Raw genomic sequence first — 22,738 nt, forward strand, 5'->3', positions numbered from 1 at the left:
ACTCACGATAGGTTCTCCTGACGAGTGCCGCCGGTCTGCTTGAGGAAGTTGGCGAACAGCTCGTGTCCCTGCTCTGTCAGGATCGATTCGGGGTGAAATTGCACCCCTTCAATATTCAGTGTCTTGTGGCGAAGCCCCATGATCTCGTCCACCGAACCATCTTCCAGCGCGGTCCAGGCGGTGACCTCAAGGCAATCAGGCAAGGTGTCGAGCTTGACCACCAGCGAATGGTAACGAGTCACGACCAGCGGGTGGTTCAGGCCATTGAACACGCCCTTGTCCTCATGGACGACAGGGCTGGTCTTGCCGTGCATGACCTGACGGGCGCGCACCACGTCACCGCCAAACGCCTGACCAATGGACTGATGCCCCAGGCAAACGCCCAGAATCGGCAGTTTGCCCGCGAAGTGAGTGATCACCTCAAGCGAGACGCCGGCTTCGTTGGGCGTACAAGGGCCGGGGGAAACGACAATGCGCTCCGGGTTCAAGGCTTCGATCTGAGCAATGGTCAACTCATCGTTACGAATCACTTTAACGTCGGCACCCAGTTCACCGAGGTATTGCACGACGTTATAGGTAAAGGAGTCGTAGTTATCGATCATCAGCAGCATGTTGCTATCAACCTTTTGAATTTACTGACTTTATTCAGCCTTCCGAATTCTGGCCCGCTTGCGTATGCACCAAAGGTCCGGCACGTGACCTGGCGCAATACATCAGGGGGATCGAAGGCATACAGGTAAAGGTCCGGGCAGGCCGGAAAAGAAATAGTCAGGCGCGCCAACGCCAACGGGCGTGGGCCTTGATAACGCGCATCAAGAGTTTGCTGACAATCGTCACGGGAGGCGTCTCATCTATACGTTTCGGGACATTAACTTACCGAATCACACGGCGCAATATGATTGTGCCGGGGAAATCAGGCCATGTATCCGATCAGATGACTTTTGGAGGGGCAGATCAGTGTCTGCGGGTACGGAAGGGGAATGTGGAGTGGGAGGCGGCTTGCCGGCTCCCACAGTTACTGAACGCTCACATCGGGAAATCAACGGGCTATCTCGCGCACATAGGCCTGACAGGCCTTGAGCGCAATCAGTCCCTGGTCGCCGTCGTCGGTGATGGCGACAATTCGTTGAGCAGCCGCTGGGTCAAGTTCGGCTCGCGTGCTTCCATGAACCAGGCTGCCGGTGGTGGCAGTGGCTGGCTCTCCACCACCACTGGCGGGAGCGGCGAGGAGGACTGACAACCGCAAATCAGAGGTAGCCAGACGACTACGCAAGCGAGCCTGAAGTTTCTGTGCATCGCTCAATTCCTTGTAGTGAGTAGCATCGTTGGTGTGCAGGCGGGCTTCCATGTCCCGCCGCAGTTTCTGTTGAGCTTCCTGCCAGGCGATGACCGCCTTGGAAGCAAGCTCACGTTCACGCAGATGAATCCCGGCCTGTTCGGCCAATTGCTGTCCGTAACTGTGCGCCTGCCATTGCCACGCAGCCCAAAAGCCAAGCCCCAGACCACACAACATCGCCAGGACCACAGAGCGCAGATCCAGAGTCGTCATGACAACACCTTCAAAGCGCGCTGATATATGGCTTCACGATCCGCAAGACCATGGGTGCCGCCATTGATACGTCGGGTGATCAACAGGAAATCCCCCCTGTCAGCCAAAGCATTCAGCCTTGCCCGATCCCAGAACCAGGCCGCGGACATGGCGGCATGCTCCGGTTGCTCAAGCAACTCGGGGCGATTGAGCAGATCCAGCCCCAGCGCCTCGCCACAGGCGACATAGTTCGCCCGGCCTGTCACCTGAATAAGCCCCCGTCCACGATAGAACTGACCATCGTCATCGTCTTCAGGCGTGTTACCCAGGCGCAACGCCAGTTGCCCCGTGTCGTACCGCTTCAGGTAATCGTCACTTCCCAGCTCACGGACATACCGCAACTGACCGGATTCGTGACCGATCTGTGCGATAAAAGCCGCCACCTGTAACCGGGTGATAATGCTGTATCGGGTCATGGCGGCATTGAGAGCGGAAATGAAAACGCCGGCTTTAGAGCCGGCGTTAGGGAGGATTTGCTGGAGCTGTTGTTGAGTTATGGGCATGTTGCCTCCATACAAAAAAGCCCCTGTCCGGGGCTATTCGTTTGTCCTGACGGTCATTCAGGCCTGTCACTGCACCGCCTTCAAAGGTTCACCCCCACTTCCAGCAGTCAGCTCCCTGATCAGATCAATCACGGTGGCGACAACCGCCTTCGCCTGCTCGTGCTCGCCAGCGGCCACCAGGGCACGCACGCTCTCCTTGGCCGCAAGACGCGCTTCGCGGATCTGGTAAAGCATGTCGGCGGTATCCGCCGATGCCTGAAGAATCGCCTCCGCCGCCTCCTGAGGCGTTCGACCATTGATGGCATAGGCCGCCACTGCACGAGGAACGGCGTCGACCGGGTAGCCGGCGGCCTTGAAGGCTTGCGCCTCGGAGACGGCCAGGCTGTACTCAAGAACGCGCAAGGCCTCGAGCGTGCCTACCAGTCGCACCGCGTCGATCTGCTCGCACAACTCGTCGGCAGTCGCAACGATCTGAACGGGGTCGATCAGAATCGGCAAACCCGACTCATCGTGCGAACGCACTTTGCCCGCTGGCGGGTTGGCGATCACGGATGTGTAGATTTCCTCGGAGATCTCCACGGCATCCACAGGGATCTGGCTGCCATGGATTGATGGCAGATATGTGCAGCCTGTGCTTGAACTGTAAAAACGTTGCATGATGACTCCTTATACTTAATAGCCGATAGCGAACCAGTAGAACCCTATAGGTGCAGAGGCTCCGCCCATATAGTTCTGGATGAAGCAGGAGAAGCTCGTAGCCGAAACACTGGACACTTGAGGTCCAGAGTCAATGCCTTCATTTGAAGCGGGGTTAAAGGCTTGCGGGATTGCGCACAAACATGCGCTAGGAAATTGCAATGGAAAACTTGTAGTCCTCGGCGTATCAAAAGCGGTGACAGAAGTAAGCCCCCACTGCAGAATCAGACCTCCAAGCCAGCTGGGTAAAGCGACGTACCCATTCTCACCGAGGCTGATGGCAAAGCCTTTACGAAGCTTCTTGGGGGTGACGAATGTAGCGTCATCCGTTCCGGCATTTACCTCCGCCTGGGTGGCAACCCTGGCCAGTCCCCAATTGATTTCCGTGGCCTGTACCGCAAGCGCTTTTAGTGCAGCGATATCGATATTCCCCTGGTTAGTCGGCGCACTCCAGGCCTTGATGCACCACATGACCGCAACGTTTCGACCGCGTGTTTCGGAGCCCACTCTAGGCTCTCCATTCACACCGTCAGTCACGAAAGCACCTGTCAGGTTGCGCGGGCGGGAACCCTGTGTTGCTGTCCCCATTGCAAAGCCAAGGCCAATGGTACCGCTCCCTCCATCATCGTTCCCCAGATTCCCACCCAAGTGTCTCATTGACTCCTGACGGAAACCCTGAAGACTGTCGGCCTGAAAACTACCCAGCCCCCGTCCACTATCAACACCGCGTCCATGGTCCCAACCTCGCAGAAACTCACCACGCGATTCAGGAAGACGGAAGTAACCCGCAGGATCACCCGCCTTGTTGTACCCAGTCCCGAGATAAGCAGCCAACTCAGGATAAGCGGCAATACTCTGCAAACTGCCATCAACTTCAAGATACCCAGGCGGAACATCTGCCTTTGGAAACGGCACCATCATGCCAATCGGCACCACATTGTTTTTTTTCAACAATGCATCGATTTCTTCCTTGTTATAAACGCGGCCCTTGGTATAAGCATCGTTCTGAACGATGTACCGAATGGCTTCAAGCAACTGGTCCAGATCGTCTTCTTTCGGGTCGATCTGAGCGGCTCGAATAACGGCCAGCAACTCATCCGTTACCGCATTCCCCCAACTGGCGGAAATCAGAGATCCCGGCGCGCCGGAGACAGTATTTTCATCAACAAACTTTCCATTCACCAGCCCGACGCTGGGGACACTTTTGGGATAGTCCACGGTATTACTCCTCAGTTGAAATTAATGAATTCGGTGGTATGGGCAGGTGCAGCACGACGGATCAAACACTCGATAGCCGTCCCCGGGTTCACGCCGAAGCGTTCACCCCAATAACTCGCGCCGAACCGGCGCCCAAGCCGTCTACGACCACCCGTGTTCAGCATCCACATGAACTGCGCATTCCAGGTCCCGAAATGCGCCTTGCCGAAACGAGAACGCCCCATACGGGGCGCTCGATATTCAGTGACGGTGGCGTTGGGATAGCCCTGGCTGATGGCAATGTCGACATAGAACGCGGGGGTCTGCCCTCCTACGGCTACCAGCCGTTGTCGCACCGACAGGCGCCGGTCCTCGAACAAGGGGCTCAGGCCCAGACATGGATCGGGCAGGTTCATGACACGCTCCCAATCCGGAACCAGTTCACTGATACCCGCGGGGTCCATCTCGTTGAGCAGGTCAAAGGCCCGGCCATCGATACGGGCAAACTCCCGGGATAACCCCGTGATCACCTGTTGCAACTCGGGAACCCGCTCCGGGTCCCAGGCTGGCCCCGATGGCAGCAGAGCCTGAAGTTGCTCGGCATACTGGCTGGCAGTTCTCAGGACGACCATACAATCCCCCCGAATACCAGTAACTGATTGGGATTGGCCTGCACGTTGGCGACAGGCGTGATCAACACATGATCGGTTTCGCCCGCCGCGCCGCTGATGGACTCGGCGATATGCGTCAGCAACAGCGTCTCGCCAAGCCCTGCTTCACGGTTGTGCAAGTCCATCAATTGCGCCTCGACGGCGGCACGCACGGCAGAGGTATCCGGCATCAGCTTGATCGTATAGACAACACGCCGCTGTATCGGAGCCAGCACGTACACCTCGGCCGTCACCGGCCTTAGCGGCTCGATATAGGCGGCCACTTGGGCAAGCTCCTCGGCATTGGGCACAGACGTCGTGTCATTGTCACGCATGACGAAAACCGCCACGGTGCCCGGCCCCATGTAACGGCGCACGCACCATGCGCGGGTCACCCCCGGCACTTCCATCGCCCAGGTCACGTAGTCATCCTGATTGCCACCATGAGGAATGAGCCGGTAGGAACGGATGACTCGAGCACGCAACGATTCGATGCTTTCCTGGGCGGTACCACCGCTCAGACCGTCAGCCAGCACAGTAAAGCTGCTGTCGATCCCTTCGATGGGCTGCACGGCCGTCATGACCAGACCGGCATCGGCGTTACCCAGAATGCCCGCTTCCACCGCCTCGACGGTGGTCACGTTATTGCCTGCCACCGTGGTCAGGCCCTGGGTAACGCGATAGGCACGACCATCGCTGAATTGCAGTACGGTGTCGGCATCCAGCACCGCACCCGCAGCCGCCGTGAAGCGCACCGAGCCGCTGGCCGGTTGCGCAGCATTGCGCGGTTGCCGGAGCCTGAGGATGGCCTGCCGCTCCAGGGTTTCGTCATCGGCCGTGTCGGGCAGGATCTGGTCGGCGATCCAGCGCTGATAGCCATAAAGCCCATAGGCTGCACCGCTGTGGGCACGCGATAACACACGTGCATCGGATTGCCGCAGCGCTTCATCAGCCATGTCGACCTGTATACGGCTGACCAGCGCAGGCAATGTAGGAGTTTCAAACGGCATAGATCACCTGCCACTGTTCGGATGGGTTGAAGCGCACGATCTGCCCGTTGGAAACGACCAGCACGACGCCGAGATTCAAGCGGTGGTTATCAACCCGCTCGGTGAGGATTTCGATGTCCTGCACATGGCCGTCTTCGATCAGCCAGAGCAGCGCTTCGCGAGCGTAGAACTCGGCATCCCGTTGCGTCTGAGCGGTGAGTTTCACTCGCCGCAACAGCCACAGACGGGAGCCGATACGATCATCCGTCACCGCCGGATAGGTATCGCCCCACCAGCCATAACGTTCGTCATCGTCGATCTGGTCATCCGGCCCGGCGCGACGCCAGGTGAAGAGGCTGATGATGACCGAGCGCAACAATGAAGCTTCCAGAGAGCCTGCGATAATCATCAGGCACCTCCCACGGGTGGCCCGCTCTGGCCGTTGCCGCCTTGTACGCCACCGTGCGTATGGCTGATCTGGCTGATGCCGCCCGCAACCTGATCGCCCTGGGAAACGATCTTGCCGGTCTGGGTGATCTGCGGCGTATCAAAGTTCACCGCCACGGCGGCCTTGACGTTCAGGGTGTTGGTTTCGATGTCGATGACCTTGCCGCGCTTGAGGTGAATCTTGTCTCCCTCATCGGTGTAGATCGCCACCTCCCCCGACTCCAGGGCCTTGAGTCGGTAGCGACGATCGGCGACAACCAGCAGCAGCCCGTGGGACCGGTCACCGCCGATAAACGCTGCAATGCCTTCGGCGCCAGGCAAAGGGTTGCAGGTGAAACCGTAGGGCTCGAAGTGCTCCATATCGTCCTTGATTTCACCTGCGGTCAGGTGCATTTGCAGCGCCTGCATCTTGCTGGTCGCCCTGGCGAGCACAACCGTGCCCCGCGCCAGCATGCGATTGAGTATGCTCATTAGGGTTTTTCCTTTTCGGGGGAGGACAACGTAGCGTTGCCGCTCTCTACTTTTTGCCAGTCTTGTGCGGGTCGTCGGGTTCGGCGTCGAACATTTCAGGAGGGCCGACCACAAGGGTCGTCAGCGTTCCTTTCTCGTCGAGGCTGTACGTGATTTGCGAGATCAACATGTCCTGATCGAACCCGATCACCCGATCCACGACTCGCACCAGCGTGTTGTGACGCCAGAGATCGCCATTGGTCTGCCGCCATCCTTGCACCTTGTAGGTCGTGACCTGCGCCTTGCCCATGCGATTGCTGCGCTCCCAGTTCGCGCGGCTCTGGGCAAGCTCGGGAGTCACAGGTGACGACTCATGGATGACCAGGACGCGCTTGCGATTGGCCCTGTCATCGAGAGCCTGCGCCGACACTTCGCTGGCTTGCTTGCCATACGTCTTGTCATTGCCTGCCCGTTGTCCGATCACCCGGTACTCGGAAAAAGTGCCGGAGAAATCGAGAGGCGCCGACGCAGAAAGGATGTTCTGCCCCAGCTCCAGCCGATCCACTGCCCGTCCCTTACTGCCAGGCCTGGCCAGCACCAGACGCCCCTGCTCATCGTCGGTAGAGAAAATGCGAAACTTCGTCAGGATCCGGTCAATGGACTTGAACACCGTTTCAGCAGGTTCAATGGTGTGGTCGGAAATCTTGCCGGTTTCAGCGATTTCACTCACCACGCCCACCTCGTAAGGAGCAACAAGCGCCTGAATGATGCTGAGCGCCCCTTGGCCCTTCCACTGACCGGGTTTGTTGATCACCGTGCAATCGACAAGATCGGCCGTCAGAGAGCGCCCGGAAATACTCAGGGTGATCGTCTTGTCGTCATAGCTGATGGGTGTCGCAAAAACCCAGCCCGTCAGGATCAGATCCCCCCCGATACGAACCTCGCATTTGTCGCCTTGCCCGATAGGCCGGGTGATGTTCTGTCCAGGCCACTGCCAGGTAATGCCCATCGTGAAACTGCGGGCCTGACGCTCGATGCCGGCAGAGATCGAAATGGTTTTCCAGCCACCGTAATCCATACCACCCACCGACAAGGTGACCGTATTTTCCTTCTCCATGGGGTTACTCCTGCGCGACTTTCAGAGTGCCTGGCGGCAGGAAGCCTGGATGCTGGACACGGTTACGCTGCACAACCTCGGTCAGGCGGGTAGCATCGCCGAAGCGGCGATAAGCCAGCACCAGCGCAGGCAGCGGCTCGGCCACCTTGATGTCGACCAGTCGTACCCCGGAAGCAGCCACCGCGTTCAGATGACGGATCAAGGCCTGGCGCAATGTGTTGAGCGCCAGGTAATGCTCAGGGTCCGCTTTCAGCGAGGCTTCCCAGATGGCCGAACTGAGGGTGTCCCGCAACTCGATCACATCATCGGCAACAGGCACCTGCGCACGATCGACCGGCATTACCACTTGATGCTCCAGTGACGGCGTGGCAATGATCGGTACCGCAGCAGTGGCAACCGGCATGCTCGCCACAACCCTGGCAACCTTGACCAGCAAAGCATCCTGAACCAGATTGGCAGTTGCCTGGGCCGTGGAGCCGGTATCAAGACCGCCGCCCTGATTGACCAGATTGATACTGGCAATGGACTCGGCCTGCTGCGTGGCATCGGAAATCGTCGCCCTGTAATTGACGGACGAACCGTTGCTGCTCGCGCTCCCGCTGGTAGCTGTTCCGGCATTTGTGCCAGTGCCTGAACCTGACCCTGTGCTCGCATTGAAGCTTGCACTTGAGCCGGCACGGCTACTGTTGCCGCTACTGCTGTCCCCATCAAAGCTGGCAAAGAAACTGGAGAACATTGTGCTCAACGTCAGGGGCGCATTGACCAGCGAATGAACCAGGCTGGTCACATCCGAGTAGATCGTCATGAAGGGGGTAAACTGCCGCTGAATCACGGCAAAGATTCCCGACAACGTACTGCGCAGCGCCTGGATATTGATGCGCACTGCGTCCACCACAGACATGACCGCCTTGTAACGCTTGAGCGCCGAAGCCAGCAACCCGTCTGATGCCTGCACGAGCTGTCGCCGGGTATTGACCGTTGAAGTCGGAAAGCGCAGCGGCTGATCCGGATAAAACTTCAACGACAGTCTGACGACGCCGCCTTCAGTCCGGTTGTGCTTCAGGATGCAACCGCCAACCTGCACCTGCATGCGTCCAAGCCACGGGTGGACAAGCTCACCCGCCCCATTGACTTCAAGAGCTTCCAGCAATCTGTCACGACGCTCGAAACAGTCATCGCCAACCAGGAAGGCCTCCATCGTATAGATTTGGGATTCCTTGCCCAGCGACTCGAAATAAGGCTCGTCGCGTTGTGGAAACTCGTGAAGCTGACCTTTACGACCGACCGGAACAGAATCCGTATCGACAAAGAAACCAATACCCCGGAAAGAAGCGGGCATCAGCCTGTCACGCCATGTAGTCATATCCTGCGCCTCCGATTGTTCGGTAGCCAACGCTTGGCGAGATCGTCAAGCCTGGCTGATTGGTCCTCACCTCTTCCGGGCGCATGCCCGCCGGTGCATTGTCAAAACGGATGTTGAGCTCACCTTCAAGACGCCGATTAGCAGCTGCTCCTTGCAGAAGCAGGCTGCCGGGTTCAGGCAGCCCTGGAGGAGCCAGCAGTTGGCTGGTCGATGGCACGCCCGTCGCAGCGTTGAGACGTTGTTGATTCAGCTGACTGGTGTCGACGGCATCTGCCATCAGCAACGCGCCAGTACCGCCACCAGGCCCGGCATTGCGAAGCCTTTGTGCTTCGGCAAACTCATTGAGTTTTTTGCTAGTGCCTTTGAGAATCCCTTCCTCCCCAAAGCCGAAAAAGCTCAATACCGAGTCGATGCCCGACCGCACATCCGTCCACAGATCCGTGAACCAGCTTCTGATCGGCTCCCAATGCTTGATGATGATCCCCAGGGGTGACCACTCGAACATGGTTTTCAGCACATCGCCGATGACAAGCGCTGCGGCCTTGATCCCATCCCACAGGCCGCCGTAAAACTCGCTGACCGGTTGCCAGTTCACTGCAATCAACCTCAACGGCGACCAGTCGAACAGGGTTTTCAGAAAATCCAGAACCGGCGTGGATAACGCCACAATCACGCCCCAGAGCGCTGAAAAAACATCGGCCAATGGCTGCCAGTTGGCCACGATCATGCCCAGTGGCGTCCAGTCGAACGCAGCCTTGAGCCAGTCCCAGGCCACACTGGCCGCTCCTTTGATCGACTCCCAGACGGCCGCAAAAAACGGTGCGACGGAAGACCAGTTGGCAATAAGCGCGCCCGCAGCCAGAGCAATAGCGCGCACAGCGATTCCCACCGGCGACAAGCCGATCACCATGCTGAACAGTCGAGCTGCATTGGTCGCGGCCAGCACGGCCACTTGCAACACGCCAAAGCCAATCGCAGCGCCTACAACGCCTTTGATGACCTCAGGGTGTTCGGCCGCCAATGCAGCGACCATGGAAATCATGGGACCGATGACGGCGATTGCATCGTTTATCGCAGGCAGGAAAATGCCGCCGATATTGGTGCCAAGCCGGTCCATACGGTTTTGCATCTGCTGAATGGCAACCGCCGTGGTGCGCGAGTTGTCGGCGAATTCCTGCTCGATCGAGCCCGCGGATTTAGCGCCCTCTGCAACCTTGCCAAAGTTGGCCTTCAGATCATCGAGGTTCTTCAACAACGGCGTTATGGCGCCCAGTGATTCGGCACCGAACAACTGCGAAACCACATCGTTCTGCTTGGCTGGATCCACCTGGGACAAGGTGCTCAAAACCTTCTCGATAGTCCCGGAAGGGTCCGTCTGCATGCCCTTGCTCAGTTGATCGAGATCAAGCTGCAAGTCCTTGAAAGCACCGGCTTTCGCTGGCCCGCCTTCGGTCAGGGTTTTCATGAGGCTCTTGACGCCCTTGGTCGCCACATCAGCCGGCACATCCATGCCCGCCAACGTGGCACCCATGGCCGCGACTTCACCACTGGCCTTCCCTGCCACAGCACCCAACGGCGCCATCGCAGTGACCATGGTTGCAATCTCTTTCTCCAGATCATTACCGCCCAGGGTATTGATCTGCTCGGCAAGCTTTTGGACTTCAGGCTGCGAGAGGCTAAGCGAAGATCGCCACTTGCCCATCATCTCGCCCGACTCAGCACCCGTCTGGCCAAAGGCAACGCCCATCTTCACGGCGTCTTCGGCAAAGCCTTTCAACTCGGCACGCGGCACGCTGGCCTTGGCGCCTGTTGCCACGATTGCCGCAATTCCATTGGCGGTTTCCGGGAGCCGTTCGCTCATGTCCAGAATATCGGTGCCCATTTGCTGGAATTGCTGCGGTGTCTCGAAAGCCACGACCTTTTTCACATTGGCCATGGATGTTTCAAAACCGATTGCTGCCTTTACTCCGGCAATCAAGGGGCCCGTCAGGGCATTCCCCTCGATCACGCCTGCAATGTTGATGTTCCCCAAACCGGACCCTTCGAGCCCGGTTTTGAAAGCGTCAACATTCTTGCGCATGTTAGCCAGAGTAGGAGACAGCTCATCGACGCCTTTAAAAAGCGCTTCAAGCCTGGATGGATTTGCCATCACTCCCCCTGCAGGATCTGATTGATACGCTGCGACTGCAAAATCGACTCGGTGATGATGTCCAGTTCCCTGGACATCATCAGTTCGGGATCAACTTTCCAGAAGTACGCGAGGTCGTAGACGACGGCTATCAGGCCTTGGAGGTCCCTGATGCCGCTGCCATGAAAAAACTCGCGACCTTCCAGCTCAGCTTGTTGATATCGGAAAGGTCCAGTTGATCGACCGAGGACGGAGGAATGCCTGCGCAGACCGCGATGTACTTCGCAGCAACGTCAAGGTCGAGCGACACGTCTTCGTGCTTGTCGATCTTGTAAGGCAGCGCCTTGATCGCTCGTGCTTCCTGCGCCGTAGGACGACGGAAAGTCAGTTGCGAAAGGGATTCCCCGTGAGCCTCGACCGGGCTCGCCAGTACGATGACTTCACTCATTGCCAGCTCCCCTGGTTACCGTCGAACTTCAGCTCGATGGTGCCTTCCTCGCCCTTGCTGCCCGGCTCATCGACCAGGTACGCACCCGACAGGACGTAGACCTTGCCGTTCTTGAATTCACAGGTGATGGTCATGTCCACACCGGTGGTGAGCGCTTTCAAGGGAAAGTCCGGGGTGTGCAGCGCAGTGAGTTTCAACCACGGCGCCTTGTCGGTTTCCTTGAAATAACCCGGCAAGACGGTCTCGCGCTTGATGTTCATCAGCGGGGCTTCAACACCGCCGCTGATGGTCAATTGAGTGCCGTCGACCTTGATGTAGCAAGTACCAGCTACTTTCTGACCCATGTTTTATATCTCCAGAATGAAAAAACCCGCACAAGGCGGGTTTGAATGTTGAGGTTGAATTTAAGCCGCAGCGTCGTACTGCAGGCGGAACTGATTGAGCAGGGCGAACACACGCAGACCGTTGATGTAGTCCGGTGGGAACATCACGTTGATACGGCTCGGGTCCTGGCTGTCGCGTTCGACGATCAGATACTCTGCGAACAGTTCTGCGTTTTCCACATGGCCTTCTTCTTCAAGCCTGGCGTACTGAGCGATCAGCTCACCACGAATGGTGACTGGCGTGACGATCGGCTGGCCGGCACCGAAACGGGTACCGTCGTTGGCCAGTTTGTGGCGGCCATACTTGCTGGTGATCACGCTTTGCAGACGGCGAATGATGAACGCCGACTGGTGCAGGGTTTCGCTGTCCAGGTACGAGTTGTCCGCCTGACCGTAGGCGTTCTTCTGGTACGTGGTGATCGAACGCTGAATGCGCACGTAACCGCCTTCGTAGTAAGCGGTAGCGATACCGTAACGCAGCAGCGACTCGCGCTCAGTGAGCGTGAAGCGGGCACTGGCAGGCGCCGGGTCCAGGCCAGGCAGGGTGCCGGTCTGGGTCGGACGACTGGCGTCGGCCGAGATGAACACGGCAGTACGCGCAGCCAGCGCTGCAGCCTGCACCCACACCGGCTGTGGCACACCGATTTCGACACCCTGGATCGTGACATGCTGATCGTTACGCAGCTGACCTGCGGCGACCAGCGTACCGACCGTACCGCGCTTGGCGCTGTAGACGTGGCCATAGAGTTGCTTGGCCCAGCTCCAGCGACCGGTGCTGTCATCCATTGCTGCCTTCCAGGCATCCAGCGTGTTGGTATCGGTCCATGGCACGCACAGGAACTCGAAAGGCTCATCGCCCAGCGCGGCCAGTGCAGCCACCTGATCGGGAGTGCCGACACCGCCGGTCAGGGCAGTGGCAACAACGGCCAGACCGGCTGGAGTCACCTCGCCATTGGTTTTACCCAGGCGATTGAATTCCAGCTGGATGTCGTTACCGCTCTCACCTGTCCATTTGACGGACAGGGTCACAACACCCGCCTCGACCTCGGCCTTGATCGGCAGGTCCGGCGTAGCATTGATCTTTACCGACAACGCCGTGGCCGCCTGGGCAGCGGTCGCGCCATTGACGACGCTAGCCTGCACCCGTACGCCACCGACGTACAGGTTCAGCAGACCGGACTCGGTGACAGTGCCTGTAAACGTGAGGGTGGCGCTGGCCTTGGAGCCGACCGTGTTGAGCAGCGGCAGGCACCAGACTTCACCGGTCGGATCGGCCTTGCGCCAGGTTTCGTACATCGAGGCCAGCATGGAACCCTGGCCGCCGATGTTCTTGGCCAGCGATACACTGGGCACCAGTACCAGCGAACCGATTTCAGGACCGGTTGCATCGTCGTTGACCTGGGCAACGATCAGACGGCGCATGCTGGCCGATGCGCTGTTGGCGGCAGAATTGTCCATTTCCGCATAGAACAGCGGAACACGAACATCGGATGGAATGTTATTGAAACTGATAGCCATTGTTTGGCTTCCTCTTGATTACGCCGTGACGGCTTTGGTGGTTGGTTGCTCGGTTGCAGTGGTGACATCGCCGTCGTTGTAACGACGCTGCCACCATGCGTTGAATCGGACTTCACGACCTTCGGCAGGCAGCAGGTCGCCAGCCTCCGGATCGGGTACAACACGGCCTGGGGCCGGAATCACAGTGATGCGTTGAGTCATGGTGTTACGTCTCCTGAGAACTTCACTTCGATACGCCCATCGGGTCCGGGAGATTTCAGGTTCGGATCTGCCGGATCGATACAGTCCATGTCGAAAGTCGCGCCGGTGAAACCCGGCAGACCATCCAGAAAAGCCTCGTGCCAGGTTTCGGCAGGCTGATCGGATGTATTGCGGCCCAGTTGAAACTGCGCCGAGAAACCAAAGCGCCACGCCACTTGCGAGGCATTGACCTGCAACAGCCCGCCGCCCGTGTACTCCAGCGGCTCGTAATCGCTGCCGGCGTTCCAGCCCACCAGCGCACGCCATATCTCGGCGCGAATGGCATGCAGTTGCTCGCTTGCGTCCTGGCCGCGTTCATCACTGCCAGAGAGCACGACCACCACATCAATCCGGTCGGTGATGTTCTGGCGGATCGCGTTATTCAGGTCGTTGGCCGTCGCCGCATCGCCCGTGGCAATCACGTAGGCCGAGGGGGAAGCGAGCGCAGTGCTGTTCATGACAGCGTTCCAGTAAATGCCGGCGCTGATTCGTCCGGCAAAGCTCGGGCATGTCGCCTGCAGATGAGCAACAATCGGGGTTATCTTCATGAGTGAATCCAGAGGTGTCGGAGATCGATAGGGTTACTGTCTGGCCTTGCTCAGGGCAGCATCGGCCTTGTCAGCCGCACGGCTTGCTGTGTTCGCCGCCTCGGTCGCCGCCGAGGCGGCGCTTTCGGCCTTGTCTACCGCCTGAGTTGCGCTCTCTGCCAGCCTGACAAGACTGATATCGCGCTTACCCATGGCAGCGTCGTATGCCTGGCGTATCTCGGCCAGTTGCTTGGTGTGCTCGAAACTGGCCGACCATTGCCCGGCCTGAAAGCCCAGTGTCAGGCTTCCGGCCGCCAGCAGAGCAGCGATCACCCAGATCTCCACCCGACGCCACCAGTGGCGGGCGATAAAGTTAATTGCGCATCTGTCCATCCGTGGAGCCTCCTAATTGAGAACGCAGCCGGGCAATTTCGGCGCTTTGCGTTGTCACCTTGTCAGTGAGCTGGGCAATCTGGCTGGTAAGGACTTCAACCTTGCCCTCCATCCGGCCCACCGCAGCGGCCAGCTCGTTACGCTCCCTGGCAAACTGGTCAGCTCGGGCTTCAGCTTCCTTGCGAGCCTCACGCTCGGAATCGAGCAATTCATTCAGACGCCGGACGGTGCCGATATCGGCGTTATCCATTGCCCTGTCTGCGGCGTCTCTGGAAAGAAACTTGCGCAGCCATAAAAAACCACCAAGCAGGATGGTGCCGGTCCCGCCCAGCCAGGTAGCTGTGCCTGGGCCTAGGTCAGTAGGGTCCATCGGTACTCCGGGAATAAAAAAGGCCGCACGAGGCGGCCAGAAGGAACAAGAAAAGAAGCTGGCGGTATGTTGATTTGAAGTGTGTCCCGAGTCGTTGTCCCCAGACGCAAATCGCATATCGTGGTGCCTTTGTACCCCCCTTCGGAAAGGCTGGAAAGGGCCTTTTCGGGGGTGGGTCGAGTTCGACCAGACTTCAACCGGAGTTCAACCACGCTTCGACAATTGGCCCGGATAAACGGTATTTCTTCGCGAAAAAATCCAGGCAGATGAATGGAGGCAATTTCAGGGAAGCGATGGCGAGGGGGGAATTGAAAGAAGCAAGGGAGCAGCGTCCCTCTATAAAAAACGGCCCAGGAAGGGCCGTGAAGAGTTTGTTCGTTCGCCAGTACACGAAACGGCTCTGGCGGACATGATCAAAGCAAAAACTCAACCCGCCTTGCGGCCTGCCCCCTCGGATGCCTGAGCTTTATCTCTTGAGCCACGATTTGCGCTACGGGTCGCCAGGATCAACAAAACCTGCCGGTGCAGTTTTTCCACCCAGTTTCGATAGGTCCTGTCAGCACCTTCATTGATACCAAGCAAACGCATCTGCTCACGGGCAGGCAGCAGATCGACGTAACGGTATTGCGCCAGTTTCGCCAACTCGGGACCTCTGCCTTTGGCCGAACCACGGGACAGTTCCGCCACAGCGGCCTCGACTTCACTGCCGATGTAATCCATGCCGCTGCCATTACCGATCAAGGCTCTGGAGCCCGGCGTACGCCTGGGGATATAAGCGCCCCACTCCATGATGCCGGCCATCGGGCTGCTCAACCCGCCGCCCAGGCCCAGACGCATCCGTTGCTCTCCCCAATTGGCCATCACGGCCTCGACTTCATCAATCATTCTCTTTCCTCGCTGAAAGCAACTCATTAAGCGAATTGTTTATTTTGCGAGTAAAATACATTTTGTATTTAAAATCCAGAAAAACCACTACACTGTGTCGATTGTCGAACCCCATACAGGCTGTAGTATTTCGCGCATGAATAAATGGTATGAAATCGCCAGAAAGGCCATGGAGAACCTGAACATCAGCCAGGAAGACATGGCTGAGCGAATGGGTGTGACTCCAGGTGCCGTAGGGCATTGGCTGAACGGAAAGCGTGAACCGAAGATAGATGTGATCAACCGGTTTTTGAGCGAGCTGGGGCTACCCATTCTTGCAACGTCGCTCCCTTCCCATGAGCAGGGGCAACAGAACGTTGCGCCTACCGTTCAACCCTCGCGCTTTTATCGGTACCCGGTGATCAGTTGGGTAGAGGCCGGCGGCTGGAACGAAGCTGTCGAGCCCTACCCGGCCGGCTATTCGGATACCTTTGAACTCACCGACTATAAGGCCAAAGGCCAGGCCTTCTGGCTGATGGTGCGCGGCGATTCCATGACCGCTACGGCAGGTCAGAGCATTCCGGAAGGCATGCTGATCCTGGTCGACACCGGGCTCGAGCCAACCCCCGGAAAGCTGGTGATTGCCAAGCTGCCCGAGAGTAACGAGGCCACATTCAAGAAGCTGGTCGAGGATGCCGGTCGCTATTTCCTCAAACCCCTCAACCCAGCCTATCCAACGATCCCCATCACGGAAGACTGCAAGTTGATCGGCGTCATCAGACAGATGACGATGCGGCTCTAGCTCAAGCCTTTCAGATCAAAGCCCCGAATTTTCGGGGCTTTTTTATTTCCGCCATTCGAGCCCTTCCTTCTTATTGCAAGCCGGACACATTTCACTGTTGCGTAGGAAAAAGACCTGAATTACTGTATGCACATACAGTAAAAAGGAATTAAAGCATGCCTGCCTGGACACCTGATATGTCGCAACACGATGCTTATCTGGCGTTGGTCCAACGTATTCAAGCACTCATCAGCAGCCCCCAGGCTCAGATCGAGCACCAGATTCGCCTGCACAGGGAACCCGGTGAGTCGCGCCTGCACTGGGAGCAGATCGCCGAGCAACTCATGGAAGCCGAAGGCGTCACCGTCACCCGCGACAGTGCAAACGACACCCTCCATCTCGCCTGGTATGTGGAATACGAAGACGATAGCCAATACAGATCGTAGATTAAAAATACAAAACGTATTGCTCAAACACAATACATATCGTATTGTTGCCTCACGTCTCTCATCGCAGATGACCGAGCCATCCAGGCAACACTTGAAGACCCGATGGCCCGTGGGAAAGAGACGAAACATGACTCAGACTTTTACCCACAGGGAGTAATCGACCATGACCAACACACTGGATCTGCTTCGCAAAGAATTTGCCACCCCATGCCCAACCTTGAGCGCAGTCAGGGAGCGGTATTTCTCGCACATCTCGAACGACCGCAATCTGCTGCGCAAGATCAACGCCGGGCGTATCGCCTTGAAAGTCAACCGCACCGGCGGCACACGTCAGGGCCATCCCTTCGTGTACCTGCACGAGCTGGCCGCCTATCTGGATGCAATCGCACACGAACAGGCAGCGTGATGCGAATGGAAATGCCAGCAAGCCGGGTTTGGTGATAAAGCCAAACCCGCTGCGATTTGGAGTGACGGTGCATCTGTATATACAGATATCAGGCAGCTCTATAGTCATGTCACACCTTCGCAATTCATGCTTTCAATATCCGCTTTCCCACACCAGAGTCGTGGAAGCGTGGGAGTACTGAACAGCACTTCCAAACCTCCAAGGTGTTGCAGGGTTATGGATAATTTCTCGGAAAAATCTGTACGTACGCCACCAGCCTTCCCTGTACATAAAGCATCACCGGGCCGCTCACAGACGCGGCCTCAAGCACATCATCTGCGTGAGCCGCAGCGATGTGATTTCTGTAAACCTTCGGAAACACCCCCTTCAAGATTTTCAATCCGTTCCAGCACCACTGGGCGGTAAGTCCTTTCAGTTCTGGAAGTGGCGAGGATGCTTGCTAGGGTCCCTACAGTGACAAAACAATAAAAAGGGCTTTTCCATGACCGGAATATCACTGCGCATGCCCCTGGCGGCATGTTTATTCACCCTGGCCTGCACTTCGACATTTGCAGCCCCTATGCCTTACTCCACAATGGTCGTGTTTGGCGACAGCCTGGCCGATGCCGGACAGTTTCCGGATGTGGATGGGCCACCCGGCGCAACGTTGCGTTTCACCAACCGGGTCGGGCCGACCTATCAGGATGGCAGCGGTGAGATCATCGGGCTGAACTCCTCGACGATACTGGGTACGCTGCTCAACATCCCTGGCCGTGACCTGAATGCCTCCACGTCTGCAGTAAATGCTGCACTGGGTATACCGGACGGCAATAACTGGGCGGTGGGCGGCGACCGGACGGACCAGATCTTCGACGCCATCACTTCCGAGTCCAGTGTGGTCGATCCCGATAGCGGCACCGTGCTGCGAACCCGGACCGGCTATCTGCCGGGCATCAATTTTCAAGCGGACCCGAATGCGCTGTATTACCTGACGGGTGGCGGCAATGACTTCCTGCAAGGCCGGGTGCTGAGCAGCAGTGATGCAGCGGATGCCGCCGACAATCTGGCCGACAGCGTCCAGGCCCTGCAACAGGCAGGAGCACGCTACATCATGGTCTGGCTGCTGCCCGACATCGGCCAGACGCCCGCCCTGAGTGGCACCATCCTGCAACCGATCACCTCGGCCCTCAGCGCCGACTTCAACGAACAACTGATCAGTCGCCTGCAGCAGATCGATGCCCAGATCATCCCGCTCAACGTACCGCTGTTTATCAGTGAAACTCTGGCCAACCCGGCACGCTTCGGCTTCGCAGCGGATCAGGATCTGGTGGGCACCTGCTTCAACGGCGCAGGCTGCGATGAAAACAGCACTTACGGGCTGGACAGCGCCACGCCTGACCCGGACCGGCTGTTCTTCAATGATCGCGTGCATCCCACCACCGCAGCCCAGCGCCTGCTGGCCGACTATGCCTACTCGCTGCTGGCCGCTCCATGGGAAATCACGCTGCTGCCGGAAATGGCCCTCGGCACCTTGCGCACCCAGCAGGATGAACTTCGTTCCCAGTGGCTCGGCGATCTGGGCAATTGGCAGGGCGTTGGCCAGTGGCGCAGCATCCTTGCCGCAGGCGGGCAGAAGATCGACTTCGATGCTCAAGACACATCAGCCCAGGCGGATGGCCGTGGCTATAACCTGACGGTCGGCGGCAGCTACCGGTTCGCTGAAAACTGGCGGGCCGGGGTGGTTGGCGGGGCGTATCGGCAAAGTCTGGAAGCTGGCGCGCAAGACTCGCAATACCGGCTCAACAGCTACATTGCTACAGCCTTTGTGCAGTATCAGGCCAACCACTGGTGGGGCGATCTGTCCGCATCCGGCGGGCATCTGGATTACGACAAGGCCGAGCGCAAGTTCGCGCTGGGCGCTGGTGAGGGGCAGGAAAAGGGTGATACCGATGGCAAGCTATGGGCCGCAAGCGCACGACTCGGTTTTGATATTGCGGGATCGGCGAGCCGCTGGCACCTGTCACCTTTTGTCAGCGCTGATTATGCGCACATCGACGTAGATGGCTACTCGGAGCAGAGCAGCCGTTCGACAGCACTGACCTTCAGCGATCAGACCCGCAAATCCCGGCGCGCGGGCGTGGGGTTGCAGACCGCGTTCGAGCTGACTTCCTCGACCCGGATATGGGGCGAGATCGCTCATGAACGGGAATTTGAAAAAGACCGGCAGAACGTGACCATGGCACTCAACAGCGTGCCCGGTCTTGATTTCACCCTTGAAGGCTACACGCCACAACGCAACCTGAACCGCGCCACCCTTGGCGTGAGCCAGCAACTGAGTCGCGACCTGAGCCTACGCGCAGGCTACAACTGGCGCAAGAATGATGACACGACTCAACAAGGCGTCAGCGTGGCACTGAGCCTCGACTTCTGAGACGTGCCCCATCGCGAGCAGAACGCTCGCGATGGGGCCTGTGTCAGCGCTCCAGTATCGCGGTAACGCCCTGCCCGCCTGCGGCGCAGATCGAGATCAGGCCACGGCCTTGCCCGGCAACCGCCAGCAACTTGGCCAGGTTGGCAACGATCCGGCCGCCCGTTGCCGCAAAGGGGTGACCGGCCGCCAGTGAACTGCCCTTGATATTGAGCTTGTTACGATCAATGGAACCCAGAGGTGCCTCAAGCCCCAGACGAGTCTTGCAGTATTCGGAGTCTTCCCAGGCCTTGAGCGTACACAGCACCTGGGCCGCGAAAGCTTCGTGGATCTCGTAATAGTCGAAATCCTGCAACGTCAAACCGTTGCGCGCCAGCAGGCGCGGCACGGCATAGGCCGGGGCCATCAGCAGACCTTCTTCGCCATTGACGAAGTTGACGGCGGCCGTCTCACCGTCACGCAAGTACGCCAGCACGGGCAAGCCGCTCTCCCTGGCCCATTCCTCACTGGCCAGCAGCACCAGCGAAGCGCCATCGGTCAGCGGCGTAGAGTTACCGGCTGTCAAAGTGCCCTTGGCACTGCGCTCGAATGCAGATTTGAGACTCGCCAGTTTTTCCAGAGTCAGATCAGGGCGAAGATTGTTGTCGCGGGTCAGGCCCAGATAAGGCGTCACCAGATCGTTCTGCCAGCCCTCTGCATAAGCGGCTGCCATTTTAAGATGACTCTCCAGCGCCAGTTGATCCTGAGCCTCGCGCTCGATCCCCCAGTGCTGCGCCATCAGTTCGCAATGCTGGCCCATGGACAAACCTGTGCGCGGTTCACCGTTACGAGGCAGCTCCGGCTTGAGATGTTGGGGCCTCAATTTCAGGAGGGCCTTGAGCTTGTCGGCGCCGGTCTTGCTGCGATTGATCTGCAACAGAATATTGCGTAATTCTTCATTGACGCCAATTGGCGCATCGGAGGTCGTATCTACACCGCCCGCAATGCCGCACTCGATCTGCCCCAGGGCAATCTTGTTGGCCACTAGCAGGGTCGCCTCAAGGCCGGTGCCGCAGGCCTGCTGCAAATCGTAAGCAGGTGTTTGCGCCGACAGGCGCGAGCCCAGCACGCATTCACGGGTCAGGTTGAAATCTCGGGAGTGCTTGAGCACTGCACCGGCAACCACTTCGCCCAGACGCAGGCCATGCAGGTTGAAGCGCTCGATCAAGCCCTCCAGCGCGGCCGTCAGCATGTCCTGGTTACTCGCAGTGGCATAAGCGCCACTGGAACGGGCAAATGGAATCCGGTTGCCACCGATGATGGCGACACGACGTAGCTGCGTCATGAAAAACTCCCTTTTCTTCAAGCGTTGTCTGGGCAGGTGATGAACAGCGTGCTGAAACAAGAACAAATCTCGCTTCAGTGTGGTCCATGTCTTTGAACCCCGATTCAAGGAGAGTGTTCCATGTCGTCAGATCGCTACATCAATTTCGCCAATTCCGACGTGGGTCGGCGCTTGGTGAAAGCCGTAGGTCTTCCGAACCCGACGCACCTGGAGCGCTGGCAAGCCGGACGCTTGCGGCCTGTAGAGGGAACGCTGCTGATCAGCGCCGGGCCACTGGCGGATCACATCAGACTGTTCGCACAACGCCTGACCGACTCGCTCTACAGCTTTGGCAGCGATATCCCCGGCGCAACAGCCTGGGCCGCCGAACAAGGCCCGAAACTCAAGGCCGTGGTATTTGACGCCAGCGTGCTCGTACACGCCGAACAGCTCAAACAGTTACGGGATTTCTTTCAGCCGCTGCTGCGCAATCTGGATCAATGCGCCCATGTGGTGATCCTCGGGCGTGCCCCCGCGACACGTGAAGACCCTCTGGCAGCCAGCACCCAGCAGGCCGTTGAAGGCTTCAGCCGTTCGCTGGCCAAGGAAATGCGCAACGGCAGCACCGTTCAACTGTTACAGGTCGACGAAGGGGCTGAAGACCAACTGGAAGGCGCGCTGCGCTTTTTCCTGTCCCCCAAGAGCGCATTCATCTCGGGACAGGTCATCCATCTGAGCCCGAACACCGCACAAGTTCAGGACTGGAGCCGCCCCTTGGCCGGGCGCAGGGCGGTAGTCACGGGTGCCGCACGCGGAATAGGCGCCGCGATTGCCGAAGCCCTTACCCGCGATGGCGCCGATGTCGTGCTGCTGGATGTGCCGCAAGCTCGGGCAGACCTGGAAGCCCTGGCTGCAAGGCTCGGCGGGCAAGCGCTGGCGCTGGATATCTGCAGCCCGGATGCCGCCGCCCAGTTGCAGGAACACCTGCAAGGTGGCCTCGACATTCTGGTGCATAACGCCGGTATCACCCGCGACAAGACCCTGGCCAACATGTCGGCGGATTTCTGGGACTCGGTAGTGGCGGTCAACCTCGAAGCCCCGCAGGTACTGACTCAGGCATTGCTGGATAACGGCACCCTGAACGACAACGCACGGGTGGTATTGATGTCCTCTACCAGCGGACTGGCCGGCAATCGCGGACAAACCAATTACAGCGCCAGCAAGGCTGGCCTGATCGGTTTTGCCCGGGCCATGGCTCCGTCGCTCAGGCAGCGCGGTATCAGCATCAATGCCGTAGCACCCGGTTTTATCGAAACACGTATGACCGCTGAAATGCCTTTCACCTTGCGTGAAGCAGGTCGACGCATGAGTTCTCTTGGCCAGGGCGGCTTGCCGCAGGACGTCGCCGAAGCCGTTGCCTGGCTGAGCCAGCCGGGTAGCGGCGCTGTGACCGGCCAGGTCTTGCGTGTCTGCGGCCAAAGTGTGATCGGGGCCTGAGCCCGCATTCGTTAAAAGGAGATG

At 58.5% G+C, this 22,738-nt stretch carries 26 protein-coding genes; 5 read left to right on the forward strand and 21 right to left on the reverse strand.

Translation table 11 applies throughout. The annotated features are described in order from the left end of the window. Window positions 1-2: 2 nt before the first annotated feature. The 20 genes from KGD89_RS23040 to KGD89_RS23135 all read right to left on the reverse strand — a co-directional run bounded on the left by KGD89_RS23040 (window position 3) and on the right by KGD89_RS23135 (window position 15,892). Complete coding sequence (locus tag KGD89_RS23040; RefSeq protein WP_025262083.1) at window positions 3-611, reverse strand: aminodeoxychorismate/anthranilate synthase component II; 609 nt, start codon at window positions 609-611, stop codon at window positions 3-5. 428 nt (window positions 612-1,039) lie between these two features. After that, window positions 1,040-1,549 carry a lysis system i-spanin subunit Rz gene (locus KGD89_RS23045; RefSeq protein WP_038400061.1) on the reverse strand — a complete coding sequence of 170 codons (510 nt, stop codon included), beginning with the start codon at window positions 1,547-1,549 and terminating at the stop codon, window positions 1,040-1,042. Beyond that, a complete protein-coding gene (locus tag KGD89_RS23050) occupies window positions 1,546-2,091 on the reverse strand; it encodes a glycoside hydrolase family 19 protein (protein WP_025262086.1) in 546 nt (181 codons plus the stop codon). Before KGD89_RS23050 ends, KGD89_RS23045 begins: the two co-directional genes overlap by 4 nt. Window positions 2,092-2,157: 66 nt before the next feature. Next, window positions 2,158-2,748: a hypothetical protein gene (locus KGD89_RS23055; protein WP_051427755.1), complete on the reverse strand. Its 591-nt coding sequence runs from the start codon at window positions 2,746-2,748 to the stop codon at window positions 2,158-2,160. A 15-nt stretch (window positions 2,749-2,763) separates the two neighbouring features. Next, complete coding sequence (locus KGD89_RS23060; RefSeq protein ID WP_025262087.1) at window positions 2,764-4,005, reverse strand: phage tail protein; 1,242 nt, start codon at window positions 4,003-4,005, stop codon at window positions 2,764-2,766. A gap of 11 nt (window positions 4,006-4,016) precedes the next feature. Next, window positions 4,017-4,616: a YmfQ family protein gene (locus KGD89_RS23065; RefSeq protein WP_025262088.1), complete on the reverse strand. Its 600-nt coding sequence runs from the start codon at window positions 4,614-4,616 to the stop codon at window positions 4,017-4,019. Beyond that, the gene (locus KGD89_RS23070) at window positions 4,604-5,644 is read right to left on the reverse strand and encodes a baseplate J/gp47 family protein (protein WP_025262089.1); all 1,041 of its coding nucleotides are present in this window, start codon (window positions 5,642-5,644) and stop codon (window positions 4,604-4,606) included. Before KGD89_RS23070 ends, KGD89_RS23065 begins: the two co-directional genes overlap by 13 nt. Further along, entirely contained in the window at window positions 5,634-6,032 is a 399-nt protein-coding gene (locus KGD89_RS23075) for a phage GP46 family protein (RefSeq protein WP_025262090.1), read from the reverse strand. The genes KGD89_RS23070 and KGD89_RS23075 overlap by 11 nt, the downstream gene beginning before the upstream one ends. After that, window positions 6,032-6,541: a phage baseplate assembly protein V gene (locus KGD89_RS23080; protein WP_025262091.1), complete on the reverse strand. Its 510-nt coding sequence runs from the start codon at window positions 6,539-6,541 to the stop codon at window positions 6,032-6,034. Before KGD89_RS23080 ends, KGD89_RS23075 begins: the two co-directional genes overlap by 1 nt. 46 nt (window positions 6,542-6,587) lie before the next feature. Then, window positions 6,588-7,637: a phage baseplate assembly protein gene (locus tag KGD89_RS23085; protein ID WP_025262092.1), complete on the reverse strand. Its 1,050-nt coding sequence runs from the start codon at window positions 7,635-7,637 to the stop codon at window positions 6,588-6,590. A gap of 4 nt (window positions 7,638-7,641) precedes the next feature. Further along, window positions 7,642-9,000 (reverse strand): DNA circularization protein, encoded by a 1,359-nt coding sequence (locus KGD89_RS23090; protein ID WP_025262093.1) that lies wholly within the window; start codon window positions 8,998-9,000, stop codon window positions 7,642-7,644. After that, window positions 8,984-11,149: a phage tail tape measure protein gene (locus tag KGD89_RS23095; RefSeq protein ID WP_025262094.1), complete on the reverse strand. Its 2,166-nt coding sequence runs from the start codon at window positions 11,147-11,149 to the stop codon at window positions 8,984-8,986. Before KGD89_RS23095 ends, KGD89_RS23090 begins: the two co-directional genes overlap by 17 nt. Window positions 11,150-11,279: 130 nt before the next feature. Then, window positions 11,280-11,576 (reverse strand): phage tail assembly protein, encoded by a 297-nt coding sequence (locus tag KGD89_RS23100; RefSeq protein WP_025262095.1) that lies wholly within the window; start codon window positions 11,574-11,576, stop codon window positions 11,280-11,282. Further along, window positions 11,573-11,920: a phage tail tube protein gene (locus tag KGD89_RS23105; RefSeq protein ID WP_025262096.1), complete on the reverse strand. Its 348-nt coding sequence runs from the start codon at window positions 11,918-11,920 to the stop codon at window positions 11,573-11,575. Before KGD89_RS23105 ends, KGD89_RS23100 begins: the two co-directional genes overlap by 4 nt. A 60-nt stretch (window positions 11,921-11,980) precedes the next feature. Beyond that, window positions 11,981-13,477 (reverse strand): phage tail sheath subtilisin-like domain-containing protein, encoded by a 1,497-nt coding sequence (locus KGD89_RS23110; RefSeq protein WP_025262097.1) that lies wholly within the window; start codon window positions 13,475-13,477, stop codon window positions 11,981-11,983. Between the two features lie 18 nt (window positions 13,478-13,495). Then, window positions 13,496-13,678: a DUF2635 domain-containing protein gene (locus KGD89_RS23115; RefSeq protein WP_025262098.1), complete on the reverse strand. Its 183-nt coding sequence runs from the start codon at window positions 13,676-13,678 to the stop codon at window positions 13,496-13,498. Beyond that, a complete protein-coding gene (locus KGD89_RS23120) occupies window positions 13,675-14,265 on the reverse strand; it encodes a phage tail terminator protein (RefSeq protein ID WP_025262099.1) in 591 nt (196 codons plus the stop codon). Before KGD89_RS23120 ends, KGD89_RS23115 begins: the two co-directional genes overlap by 4 nt. A 33-nt stretch (window positions 14,266-14,298) precedes the next feature. Beyond that, window positions 14,299-14,637, reverse strand: coding sequence for a hypothetical protein (locus KGD89_RS23125; protein WP_025262100.1), 339 nt, complete (start codon window positions 14,635-14,637; stop codon window positions 14,299-14,301). After that, on the reverse strand, window positions 14,618-15,007 hold the full coding sequence (locus KGD89_RS23130; RefSeq protein WP_025262101.1) for a DUF3450 domain-containing protein: 390 nt from the start codon (window positions 15,005-15,007) through the stop codon (window positions 14,618-14,620). Before KGD89_RS23130 ends, KGD89_RS23125 begins: the two co-directional genes overlap by 20 nt. Before the next feature lie 426 nt (window positions 15,008-15,433). Next, the gene (locus KGD89_RS23135; protein WP_025262102.1) at window positions 15,434-15,892 is read right to left on the reverse strand and encodes a hypothetical protein; all 459 of its coding nucleotides are present in this window, start codon (window positions 15,890-15,892) and stop codon (window positions 15,434-15,436) included. A gap of 169 nt (window positions 15,893-16,061) precedes the next feature. On the opposite strand from KGD89_RS23135, the gene KGD89_RS23140 reads away from it, so the two are divergent. From KGD89_RS23140 to estP, 4 genes are all read left to right on the forward strand, one after another. After that, window positions 16,062-16,673, forward strand: coding sequence for a LexA family protein (locus KGD89_RS23140; protein ID WP_025262103.1), 612 nt, complete (start codon window positions 16,062-16,064; stop codon window positions 16,671-16,673). Between the two features lie 155 nt (window positions 16,674-16,828). After that, window positions 16,829-17,098 carry a DUF1654 domain-containing protein gene (locus KGD89_RS23145; RefSeq protein WP_025262104.1) on the forward strand — a complete coding sequence of 90 codons (270 nt, stop codon included), beginning with the start codon at window positions 16,829-16,831 and terminating at the stop codon, window positions 17,096-17,098. Window positions 17,099-17,264: 166 nt separating this feature from the next. Continuing rightward, window positions 17,265-17,507: a pyocin activator PrtN family protein gene (locus tag KGD89_RS23150; RefSeq protein WP_025262105.1), complete on the forward strand. Its 243-nt coding sequence runs from the start codon at window positions 17,265-17,267 to the stop codon at window positions 17,505-17,507. 481 nt (window positions 17,508-17,988) lie between these two features. After that, window positions 17,989-19,917, forward strand: coding sequence for an esterase EstP (estP, locus tag KGD89_RS23155; RefSeq protein ID WP_025262106.1), 1,929 nt, complete (start codon window positions 17,989-17,991; stop codon window positions 19,915-19,917). A gap of 43 nt (window positions 19,918-19,960) precedes the next feature. Here the strand turns inward: estP and KGD89_RS23160 are convergent, their stop codons facing one another. Beyond that, entirely contained in the window at window positions 19,961-21,238 is a 1,278-nt protein-coding gene (locus KGD89_RS23160) for an acetyl-CoA C-acetyltransferase (RefSeq protein ID WP_025262107.1), read from the reverse strand. 120 nt (window positions 21,239-21,358) lie between these two features. On the opposite strand from KGD89_RS23160, the gene KGD89_RS23165 reads away from it, so the two are divergent. Then, window positions 21,359-22,714, forward strand: coding sequence for a 3-oxoacyl-ACP reductase (locus KGD89_RS23165; protein ID WP_025262108.1), 1,356 nt, complete (start codon window positions 21,359-21,361; stop codon window positions 22,712-22,714). The last annotated feature ends 24 nt before the right edge of the window (window positions 22,715-22,738 follow it).

Source organism: Pseudomonas cichorii (genome assembly GCF_018343775.1).
In the GTDB taxonomy this organism is placed as follows: Bacteria; Pseudomonadota; Gammaproteobacteria; order Pseudomonadales; family Pseudomonadaceae; genus Aquipseudomonas; species Aquipseudomonas cichorii.